Here is a 10,943-nt window from a genome sequence, read left to right as displayed (position 1 = left end):
TCCCAAAAAACAGGCTCGAAGTAGAGTTTGTCCGCCGTGTCAAAATCCGTGGAAACCGTCTCGGGGTTGCAGTTAATCATAATGGTTTCGTAACCGCACTCGGCAGCCGACAACACCCCGTGAACACAGCAGTAATCGAACTCAATTCCCTGTCCGATGCGGTTAGGTCCTGAACCCAACACCACTACTTTTTTCTTGTCGGAAACGATGCTGTCATTCGCCGTGAAAAGCGTTCCGTTGGCATCGCGAATCGGAGCTTCAAATGTAGAGTAATAATACGGCGTTTGGGCTTTAAATTCCGCTGCACACGTATCTACCAATTTATATACACGCTTGATTCCCAGTTCTTCACGTTTTTTATAAACCTCACTCTCCCAACAACCTACCATATGGGCGATTTGTCGGTCGGCGAATCCTTTTTGCTTGGCTTCGAGCAGTAAATCTTTCGGAAGGGATTCTATTTTATAGGAAGAAATTTCTTTTTCCAAAGCGTACAATTCCTCATATTGCTTTAAAAACCACATATCTATTTTGGTGATTTCGTGGATTCTCGAAAGCGGAATTCCCATTGCAATGGCATCGTAAATCACGAAAACTCTGTCCCAACTCGGGTTGGTCAATTTTTCGATGATTTGTTCGTAATTTTTGTAGCCTTTGCCGTCAGCTCCGAGTCCATTACGCTTAATTTCAAGCGATTGCGTAGCTTTATGAAGAGCCTCTTGGAACGACCGACCGATGCCCATTACCTCCCCTACGGACTTCATTTGCAGACCGATAGTTCTGTCCGAACCTTCAAATTTATCAAAGTTCCAACGCGGAATTTTTACAATCACGTAATCTAACGTAGGTTCAAAAAGTGCCGAAGTGGATTTGGTAATTTGGTTGCTGAGTTCGTCCAAATTATAGCCGATTGCCAATTTCGTAGCGATTTTAGCAATGGGGTAACCTGTTGCTTTTGAGGCTAATGCAGACGAACGCGACACCCTCGGATTAATTTCAATGGCGATAATATCTTCTTTTTCATCGGGCGAAACGGCAAATTGCACGTTACAACCACCCGCAAAATCACCAATGCTTCGCATCATTTTGATAGCCATATCACGCATTCGCTGGAAGGTACGGTCGGAAAGGGTCATCGCCGGAGCAACGGTTATCGAGTCACCCGTATGAATTCCCATCGGGTCCATATTTTCGATGGTACAAATGATAACCACGTTGTCGTTTTTATCGCGAAGGAGTTCCAACTCGTATTCCTTCCAACCCATTAACGCCTTGTCTATCAGTACCTCGTGAATAGGTGAAGCCTCTAAGCCGCGTGTTAAAAGACCATCAAAATCTTCTTTTTTATACACGACAGAAGCCCCCGTTCCGCCCAAAGTAAAGGACGGACGAATCACCAACGGAAAGCCGAATTTCTGAGCGATTTCTTTCCCACGAAGGAAGGAATTAGCGGTTTCGGACGGCGCCATCGAAATGCCGATTTGGTCTAAAAGCACACGGAATTTCTCGCGGTCTTCGGTGATTTGAATAGCGTCGATGTCCACCCCGATGATTTCCACCCCGAAGTCTTTCCAAATGCCTTTTTCGGCAGCTTCGATGCAGAGGTTCAGGGCTGTTTGTCCGCCCATTGTGGGAAGCACGGCATCGATATTGGGGTGTTTTTTCAGGATTTCAACAATGGATTTTGTGGTCAGTGGCTTTAAATAGACGTGGTCAGCCATTGACGGGTCGGTCATAATGGTGGCGGGGTTGCTGTTGATAAGCACAGTTTCGATGCCGTCTTCACGCAGCGAACGCAACGACTGCGAACCCGAATAGTCGAACTCGCACGCCTGCCCGATAATGATGGGTCCCGAACCGATTAACAATACACAATTGAGGTCTTTACGTTTTGGCATTTTTTTATGTTTTTAGTGTTTTTTCCAAAAATTCTTTTGGAGTTGATATGTTTATATCTGTGGGTTTAATTTTATTTCGAATTTATTTTTCTCGGCACAAAAATATCAAATAAATTTAGTTATGCCATTGCTTTTCAGGATAAGTTTTGTTTTTTTGAACAGCATCATACATTTTCGTTGTTTTTAGCAATTCCACAGGAATTTAGAACGAAATTTCCACCGCTGTGGGGAAAAGTCGTTCGGGGTCAAAAAAGGTAGCACAACTCTTCACGATGTGTTGTACATCGGCTTTGAGCATTCCTTTAAACATTTCTTTTCCGTTTACAATTATAACCACTTCTTCATTCAAATTCAGCAACTTATCATTAAAATAAATAGTAAATTTTCCTTTTTGCACGGGTTTGAACGTCTTGTCGTATTTCAAAAAGAATTTCCATTGCGGACTGGTTTCCGTTCCCTGATAAGTTACTTCATCAACGGAAATATGTACGCGATTGCCCACAATATCCATCGTGTAACGCGTACGCTCAGCAGCACGCTCCTGTACGGTCAGGTTATAAAATCCGGTGCGATAGGCATCGTGCATCGGAAAATCTTCCCAAACCACTCGTTTCGGGTGCGGATTCCGGGTGTATTTTTCAAGCCGTGGCACCATTTTGCTGTATGCCACTCCGTGCCCCGAGTATTTTTCCAACTCCACGTTGTGGGCAAAGCCTTCGGGGTCAGTTTGTCTGAATTTTTCAAACGCCTCTTTGGTGTAACGAGTAAGCGTATTTCGGTGAAACATAAAATCATTTTCACCTGTAATAAACTCAAAACCAATATTTCTGCAATTTTCAACCGGAGCGTTTATCAGCGGTTCACCACCTGCCATCGGACCGGCTCCTGCCAGATAGTCAGCATAGAACGACGCCAAACGTTGGCTTCCGTAACCACCTTCCGAGACGCCGTAAAAATACACCCGATTGGCATTCACGTCACCCGAAAGAAACGCCAAACGCAACAATTTTTCCCAAGCAAATTGTTTTGATTTTTGATACCAACGATACAACTCACCCGTATTGGGAATTTGCGGAATAAAATACACCGCCGGAACATTGTGAATATTCGCAATTTGCCAACCCGATTCCCATTCCGAATTTTTATCGCCCGAGCCGTGCAAATACAAAAATAACGGATACCCATCGGCGGGCTTGCTGTTTTTACTTCCGTAGTAATAAGGCATCACGGCATTGGCTTCCAACGTGGCAGGCAACTGCCAACTACCTGATTTTCTGCCACTATGAGATGTTAAGGCGATTAACTTTTCTTCGGAAAATTGTTGATTAGCTTGCTTCCAAACTTGCCACACCATTTGTTGGGCTTCGGCAATTTGGGCTGTGGTGAGGGACTGATTGGGTTTAAAATCAGTTGTTTTTCCGTTTAATTTTTCGGTAAAAAAAGCCGAAATTTCTTCTTTGGTTACAACGGATTCGGGCTGAGGTTTCGGTTCTTCCACCTGTGGTTTGGGTGGATTATTGGGGTCTGTGTGTTTCTTGGAACAGCCCGTTAATGTCATTACCGATATGGCAATTGCTACCAAAAATGCGATACTTTTTTTCATCTGTTCGGAATTATTTTATGCAATTTGTAAAACAAAAATTTAAAAAAAAGGTGTTACCTAAAAAAGATAACACCCTTATATATTATAAAACACCACCATCGACATTATTTTTTGTGTCTTGGTTCAGAAGAAACTGTTAATTTTTTTCTTCCTTTTGCTCTTCTTCTCGCTAATACTTTACGTCCGTTTGCAGTAGCCATACGCTCTCTGAAACCGTGCTTATTTCTTCTCTTTCTTTTTGATGGTTGAAATGTTCTTTTCATTGTCCTAAATCTTTAAAAATCTTATTTAAAATAAAATGATACTTAATTTTCTCTACTTAAAAAGTGGGGCAAATGTACAACATTTTTTGAAAACCACAAATTATAATATCCCTTTTTTTATTTTTTATGCTATATCTTTGCAACATACGCTCTCCAAACACATCGGTAATTTGCAATAAAAAAACATATTTTTTTAGGTTTTTGACGAAAAAACACCTAATTTCGCCTCGATTTTTTCAATTATAGCAAATGTTTCTTTAATACGATTACTTATGAAAATAGTTATTTCACCTGCGAAATCATTAAATTTTGACAGAAATATACCCGTAAAAAACCACACACAGCTTGTTTTTCAGCAAGAAATGGCAACGATTAATTCCGAATTAAAAAAATTATCGCCTGCACAATTGGCTGATTTAATGCATATTTCGGAAAAACTTGCCGACCTTAACTGGCAACGAAACCAAGCCTTTTCGCTTCCGTTTTCAACCGAAAATGCCAAACAAGCCGCCTATGTTTTTGATGGCGATGTATATGACGGATTGGACGTACATTCCCTTGATAATAAAGAAGTTGAGCATCTGCAAAACTCCCTTAGAATCCTCTCGGGACAATACGGATTGTTAAAACCGCTGGATTTGATTCAGCCGTACCGCTTGGAAATGGGAACAAAAATCAGCATCGGGAAAAGCAAGGATTTATACGATTTTTGGAAAGAAAAAATAACTGCGACTTTAAACAGTGAACTATCAGAAAATGAATTATTTATAAACTTAGCAAGCAACGAATATTTCAAAGCGATTGACACCAAAAAACTGAAAGCCACCATCATCACGCCCGTTTTTAAAGATTGGAAAAACGACCAATTGAAAATCATCAGTTTTTATGCCAAAAAAGCACGTGGATTGATGGTCAGATACATCATAAAAAATGACATTCAAACTTTTGAAGATTTGAAAGGATTTGATTATGAAGGATATAGTTTCAGCGAAAAAGATTCCGTAAAGAAAAACGAACTCGTTTTTGTAAGATAAACGAAAAAAGGCAACATCCAAAATGTTGCCTTTTTCATTGCTATTTTTAACGTTTTTACGAAAGTTTCATATCCGCCACGATGGCTTTGATTTTGTCGTCAAGCACTTTTTCGGTTTGACTGAATTTTTCGATGCTTTCAAGCGAAGTGTTCACGCTGAAATAGAACTTAATTTTAGGTTCGGTTCCGCTGGGGCGAGCCGCAATTTTGGTTCCGTTTTCAGTGTAATAAATCAATACGTTTGATTTCGGAATATCAATTTCTTCAACTTCACCCGTAAGCAGGTTGTGAGCTTTTGACGTTTGATAGTCTTCCACCATCGTAACTTTCTCACCTGCAATTTCTTTCAACGGATTCTCACGCAAATTTTTCATCATTTGGGCAATTTCTTCCGAACCTGAAATTCCTTTGCGAACCAATGAAATCAAATATTCTTTATAGAAACCATAATCCACATAGGCTTGCAACAATTCTTTATAGAACGAACTTCCTGAGGCTTTGGCAGTTGCAGCAATTTCGCAAGCCAATAACGTAGCGGTAACGGCATCTTTATCGCGTACAAAATCGCCCACCATATAACCGAAGCTTTCCTCACCACCACCAATAAAGGTTTGGTCAGAAAAATCACGAATCATTTTGGCAATCCATTTGAAGCCTGTCAACCCCACTTTGCATTCCACTCCGAAAGCCGTAGCCACATCGTTCATCATCGGTGTTGAAACGATGGTTGAACCCACGAACTCATTGCCTTTCAATCCTTTGGCTTTGTGTTTTTGCAACAAGAAAAGCGTCATCATAACCATTGTTTGGTTTCCGTTGAGCAGCACCATTTTTCCGCTTAAATCACGAACGGCAACGCCCACACGGTCGCAGTCGGGGTCAGTTCCGATAACGATATCAGCCCCGATTTCGTCGGCTTTTTTCAGAGCCATTGTCAAGGCTTCGGGTTCTTCGGGATTGGGTGATTTTACCGTTGGGAAATTTCCGTCGGGAACTGCCTGTTCCTCAACGATATGCACATTGGTATAACCGGCTCGTTTCAACACTTCCGGAACCATTGTGATGGAGGTTCCGTGTAGGGAAGTAAACACCACTTTCAGATTTTCTTTTTCAGGAGCGTTAAAACTTCCGTTTTTGATAGAGGCTTCTGCAAAAGCGTTATCTATCTCGCTATCAACGTATTCAATCAGCTTTTCATCTGCTTTGAAATTAATATCCTTAAAATCAATCGCTTCGATAGCTTTCATAATATCAGCATCTTGCGGAGGTACGAGCTGCCCGCCGTCTTGCCAATACACTTTGTATCCGTTATACTCAGGCGGATTGTGCGATGCCGTCAGAACAATTCCGCATTGGCAACCCAAGTAACGTACTGCAAATGAGAGTTCCGGCGTGGGACGCAAATCCGAGAACAGATACACTTTAATTCCGTTTGCCGAAAAAACGTCGGCTACCACCTTTGCCAATTGCTTTGAATTGTTACGACAATCGTGAGCAATTGCCACTTTGGGTTGCTCATTTGGGAACGATTTTTTGAGGTAATTACTAAGCCCCTGCGTATTTTTGCCGAGCGTGTATTTGTTGATTCGGTTGGTTCCGATACCCATAATGCCCCGCATTCCGCCGGTTCCAAATTCAAGATTTTTGTAGAACGATTCTTTTAATTCGTCAAGATTTCCGTCAAGGAGTTCCTGCACTTTGCTTTTCGTTTCTGAATCAAAAACATCAGAAAGCCAAGACTTTGCCGTTTGAATGCTTTTTTCTAACATACAATTTATATATTAAATTTTGTAATTTGTGTCAATGATAAGCAAAGATACAAAATTTCGGTAACAAAAAGCCGTTTTGTTTTATTTTTTTATTTCTGTGTCATTTTTTGGATTTCCAGCCAAGCATCAGTGAGCATAAATTCCAAAGGTTGATTGTCTTTTGCCGCTACGGCTGTGTGAAATTCAGGTTTTTCCATTACAAAATAGGCCAAAACATCAATTTCTTCTTCGGTGAGTTTGAGGCTTTTTTGCAAAAATTCAGTAAAATGTTCTTTTACATAAGTGGCAACCTTAGTATTTTTTTCATTCTGAACGGCTTTTTTGTACATTTTTTTCTTTCCGCTTATGGTGTAAATCAAAGCATTGAAATTAATAGGCATACTCCCGAGCAAAATAGGCCACCAACTTTTAGGGAGGATTTTTGTATTGGCATACTCTCTTTTTTCGTCAAAGGTGCGTTCTATGGGTTTGTGTTGCAAAATGCCCAAACTCTGTGCGGTTACTCTTTGATTGGCAACTTCCACCTCACCTAAATGCGTGGTCTCATCTTCCATTTTTAAAATCAGAAGCGTACCTTCTTCTAAATCGGCTTGCGTTACAATTCGGTGTAAGGTTCGTTTCCCTACATAGGTAAATTTCAAGGTGTTACCTTTTTCTGCTTTAACAGAAAACTTCCCATTATCGTCCGTTATGGCATAATGAGAAGTTTCAATATTTTGGATATGCACCCCTTTGAGCGGCATCTTATCAAGTTCATAAAGCACCTTGCCTTCCACTATCGAAGGTTTTTGAGCCACTGCTTTTCCTACAAATAATATAAACACAAAAAACAACGATAACTTATTCATTTTCTGACAATTCTTTTTGTATTTTACGCCACGTTTCAAGCAATGTAAATTGCAAATTTCCTGTATTTTTCAACTTTACCAAAGCCCGAATTTCAGCATCTTCCATTACGTAGTAAGCCAAAAACTGAATTTCATCATCAGTTAAGTTGAGTTCTTTTTCCAAAAAATCAGCCGTATTTTCTTGAATATAAGCCACTACGAACAAATTTTCTTCATTTTCCACAACTTTTTTAAGCATTTTTGTACGCCCCGTTATGACATTGACAAGCCCGAGAATACCGTCTTTGCTAGCATAAAGCCGTTTTTCGGCAAAGGTACGCTCTATGGGTTTGTGCGTTATGACACCCAACTCTTGCGCTGTTACTTTTTGATATTTCGACACTTCAACCGCCTCTAACTCCGTTATTTCTTCTTTCATTTGCAAAACCACTCCCGCAAAATCAAAATCGGACTTTATTACCCTTCGCAACATTTTTTTCATTCCTACATACGTTAATTGCAATGTATGCCCGACAGCTGCCTTGATGGTAAAATATCCGGATTCGTTCGTGGTGGTTTGCAATCCGTTTGTTGTATTTTGGATATGAACCCTCGGCAACGGCACGGAATCGTTTACAAGCACACGCCCTCGTAAATAACCATTTTGCGCCACAGCCCACTGAAAAACAGCGATTGTAAAAACGATTATCAGATAAAACTTGCGCATTTTGTGTTATTTTTCGGTTTCGGATTGCCCCATCAGCATCAAATAGGCTTTCAGGAAGTCGTCAATTTCGCCATTCATCACGCTATCCACATCGGTTGATTCGTGCGAAGTTCTGACGTCTTTCACCAATTTATACGGATGCATCACGTAATTGCGGATTTGCGAACCCCATTCAATTTTCATTTTTCCGGCTTCGATTTCATCGCGTTTTGCCTGACGTTTTTTAAGTTCGATTTCGTAAAGCTGTGATTTTAAAAGCTGTAAGGCTTTATTTTTATTGTCGAGCTGGCTTCGCGTTTCGGAGTTTTCAATGATAATTCCCGTTGGGTGGTGACGAAGACGCACCGCCGTTTCCACCTTATTGACGTTCTGCCCTCCCGCACCACTGGAACGCATCGTTTCAAAAGTGATGTCAGACGGATTTATCTCAATTTCAATGGTGTCATCGGCAAGGGGATACACATACACCGAAACGAACGACGTATGGCGTTTGGCGTTGCTGTCGAAAGGCGAAATACGCACCAAACGATGTACGCCGTTTTCTCCTTTAAGGTAACCAAAAGCGTACTCGCCCTCAATTTCAATGGTTACGGTTTTGACTCCCGCCACGTCGCCCTCTTGAAAGTTGAGTGTTTTCACGCTGTATTTCTGGTTGTTACACCACATTGTGTACATTCGCAAAAGCATTGAAGCCCAATCGCAACTTTCAGTACCTCCTGCTCCTGCCGTAATTTGAAGCACGGCACTCATACTATCCCCTTCATCAGAAAGCATATTCCTAAATTCAAGGTTTTCAATATGTTGCAATGCTTTTTGGTACTGCTCGTCCACCTCGTCGGGCGTAGCGGCTTCTTCTTTTAGAAACTCCATCAGCACCTCCAAATCCGAAACCAATTTTTCGGCTTCCTCATAATCCTCCACCCATTTTTTCTTGCTGCGGAGTTCTTTTATGATTTTTTCAGCCTCTTTGGCGTTGTTCCAAAAATCAGGAGCGAATGTTTTTTCTTCTTCATTTGTAATTTCGATACGTTTGGCATCTACGTCAAAGATACCTCCTTAACGCACCCAGGCGATTCACTAAATCCTTAACTTGTTCGTTATTTGTCATATAATCTTTTTTAAAGGCAAAAGTACGATAAAAAGCCGAAAACATCAAAAAAAGCAACGGACAACAATTTAATTTTTGAAAGAATAAAATCTATTTTATAGTTTTAAATCAAGAAATAATTTTATTTATCTCCCTCATAATCAATTCTTTTATACTTGAAATATACAATAATATTTTCGTCTTGGTCGCAATTGATTTGAATGCCTTCACCAACAATCATCGTAAGTTGAAAGGGATTTACTGATGAGCCTTGAGCAATAAACCAACAGAAATTTTCATTGCTTATCATTAAAAGGTTACAAGGCAAAAATAGGAAAAATCCGCAAAAATTCTGGGTTATCGTAATAATGCTCTTACTTGGAGAATATGCCGTTGGTTGTGAAAAACCACAAATTGAAGTGTATCACCCAAACGAAGTTTGATAAATTTAGAAATGCTAGTTTTGGTTTTTACTTTCGTTAAATCCACATTATGAGCTTGTTGCAATAAATCTAAAAGTTCTGTTTGTTGGTCGATGAACTTTTCTAAACAGCTCTTATTCAACTGTTTTCCTATCGGATTCATTGACGAGATGGTTTTCATTTTGTTTTTCTTGGCTTTTGGCTGAATCATTCGAACGAAATAACCACCTAAAAATCCGCTTTTAAAAGTCGATTTCGTTGGTTTTGAAGCCTTTTGCAAAGCTAATTTTATTTCCGAAAGATAAAAATCACCGTACAAATTCAAATGTTCGATACATTCCAAAACGCTCCACGAATTTTCGTTTTTTCGGTGGTTCAATTCTTGTTCTGATTTTTGCAAAAGTTCTTTGACAAAATCCTGATTTTCAATAGTTATTTTTTGAAGTTGAAATATTAATTCGCTGGTATTCATCTCTTTTTTTGGCAAAATTCGGAAGAAATTCAATAATAAATCTTGACTAAAATCAAGATTTTTTCAGTCGAGAAAGCATTTCTTCGGTCATATTCAAATAATTGGCAATGTGCCGATTGGGAATTTTCTGAAACAACTTCGGATTGCGTTTAAGCACCCGCTCATAGCGTTCTTTGGGCGATGAAAGTAACAAGTCTTTTTCGCGTTCGAGCTGTTCCACGAGTAATTTTTCTAAAATTCGGGTATAAATTTGTCCATTTCCAACTGATTTTTGCACAAATTCCATCAAAACTAACTTTGAAATCACCTTTAACCGCAATTTTTTAATGGCTTGAATGTACATTTCCGATTTTTTACCCGTCAAAAACGAGTCCAAAGCGGTAATGATGTCGTTTTTATATCCGAATCGCAAAATTTTATCTTCTTTTTCGGTATAAATTCCAATTTTCAGACTTCCCTCCTCCACCAAATAAATATGCGTATCAATACTTCCTGCCGTTTTAAGAAATTTACCTCTTTCAAGAATAATTTCCTTTTCAAACGCAAGGTTTTCCGTTATAATCTCGTGGACTTTTTTCATTTATAGAGCGTTTTTTTAGTTAGAGGACAAAAATAGTTTATTTTATGTATAGGGGATAAAGAAACCTACAAAACATACAAGTACAAAAAAGCCTAAAAAACATTGAAAATTAAGAAGTTACAACAAAAAAGCCCGAAAATGCAAGCAATTTAAATTGTACAAAAGTGTGCAATTATGTACAAAAACTGCCGTGATTTTATGCTTTTGCTTGTACAAATATAAGCCTTTTATACAACCCGACAAAGAAAACCCCGTAAAATAT

Annotated in this window: 10 protein-coding genes; 1 reads left to right on the top strand and 9 read right to left on the bottom strand. The window is 39.5% G+C overall.

Annotated elements, in window-relative coordinates; all coding sequences use genetic code 11:
- From carB to rpmH, 3 genes are all read right to left on the bottom strand, one after another.
- A partial coding sequence (gene carB / locus Q4D72_RS11475; protein ID WP_303078019.1) for a carbamoyl-phosphate synthase large subunit occupies positions 1-1,898 on the bottom strand: 1,898 nt, incomplete at its 3' end.
- A gap of 202 nt (positions 1,899-2,100) precedes the next feature.
- On the bottom strand, positions 2,101-3,501 hold the full coding sequence (locus Q4D72_RS11470; RefSeq protein WP_303078017.1) for a hypothetical protein: 1,401 nt from the start codon (positions 3,499-3,501) through the stop codon (positions 2,101-2,103).
- Positions 3,502-3,605: 104 nt separating this feature from the next.
- Positions 3,606-3,764: a 50S ribosomal protein L34 gene (rpmH, locus tag Q4D72_RS11465; RefSeq protein ID WP_002669412.1), complete on the bottom strand. Its 159-nt coding sequence runs from the start codon at positions 3,762-3,764 to the stop codon at positions 3,606-3,608.
- Positions 3,765-4,036: 272 nt separating this feature from the next.
- Between rpmH and yaaA the strand changes: the two genes are divergently transcribed.
- Positions 4,037-4,798 carry a peroxide stress protein YaaA gene (yaaA, locus tag Q4D72_RS11460; RefSeq protein WP_303078002.1) on the top strand — a complete coding sequence of 254 codons (762 nt, stop codon included), beginning with the start codon at positions 4,037-4,039 and terminating at the stop codon, positions 4,796-4,798.
- Between the two features lie 55 nt (positions 4,799-4,853).
- Here the strand turns inward: yaaA and Q4D72_RS11455 are convergent, their stop codons facing one another.
- The 6 genes from Q4D72_RS11455 to Q4D72_RS11430 all read right to left on the bottom strand — a co-directional run bounded on the left by Q4D72_RS11455 (position 4,854) and on the right by Q4D72_RS11430 (position 10,681).
- Complete coding sequence (locus Q4D72_RS11455) at positions 4,854-6,566, bottom strand: phospho-sugar mutase (RefSeq protein ID WP_303078001.1); 1,713 nt, start codon at positions 6,564-6,566, stop codon at positions 4,854-4,856.
- Between the two features lie 89 nt (positions 6,567-6,655).
- Positions 6,656-7,414: a carboxypeptidase-like regulatory domain-containing protein gene (locus tag Q4D72_RS11450; protein ID WP_303078000.1), complete on the bottom strand. Its 759-nt coding sequence runs from the start codon at positions 7,412-7,414 to the stop codon at positions 6,656-6,658.
- A complete protein-coding gene (locus tag Q4D72_RS11445) occupies positions 7,407-8,120 on the bottom strand; it encodes a carboxypeptidase-like regulatory domain-containing protein (protein WP_303077999.1) in 714 nt (237 codons plus the stop codon). Before Q4D72_RS11445 ends, Q4D72_RS11450 begins: the two co-directional genes overlap by 8 nt.
- Before the next feature lie 6 nt (positions 8,121-8,126).
- Positions 8,127-9,228, bottom strand: a protein-coding gene (prfB, locus tag Q4D72_RS11440; RefSeq protein ID WP_303077998.1) for a peptide chain release factor 2 whose coding sequence is annotated in 2 segments (ribosomal slippage) — positions 8,127-9,164 and positions 9,166-9,228 — 1,101 coding nt in all. Because the reading frame shifts where the segments join, the coding sequence is not laid out codon by codon here.
- A 336-nt stretch (positions 9,229-9,564) separates the two neighbouring features.
- Entirely contained in the window at positions 9,565-10,101 is a 537-nt protein-coding gene (locus tag Q4D72_RS11435) for a DinB family protein (RefSeq protein ID WP_303077997.1), read from the bottom strand.
- Positions 10,102-10,153: 52 nt separating this feature from the next.
- Positions 10,154-10,681 (bottom strand): Crp/Fnr family transcriptional regulator, encoded by a 528-nt coding sequence (locus Q4D72_RS11430; RefSeq protein WP_303077996.1) that lies wholly within the window; start codon positions 10,679-10,681, stop codon positions 10,154-10,156.
- Between the last annotated feature and the right edge of the window lie 262 nt (positions 10,682-10,943).

Source organism: Capnocytophaga sp. (assembly GCF_030532915.1).
GTDB lineage: Bacteria > Bacteroidota > Bacteroidia > Flavobacteriales > Flavobacteriaceae > Capnocytophaga.
The sequence above is the reverse complement of the archived record's forward strand: the minus strand, read 5'-3'. Positions and strand labels throughout refer to the sequence as shown.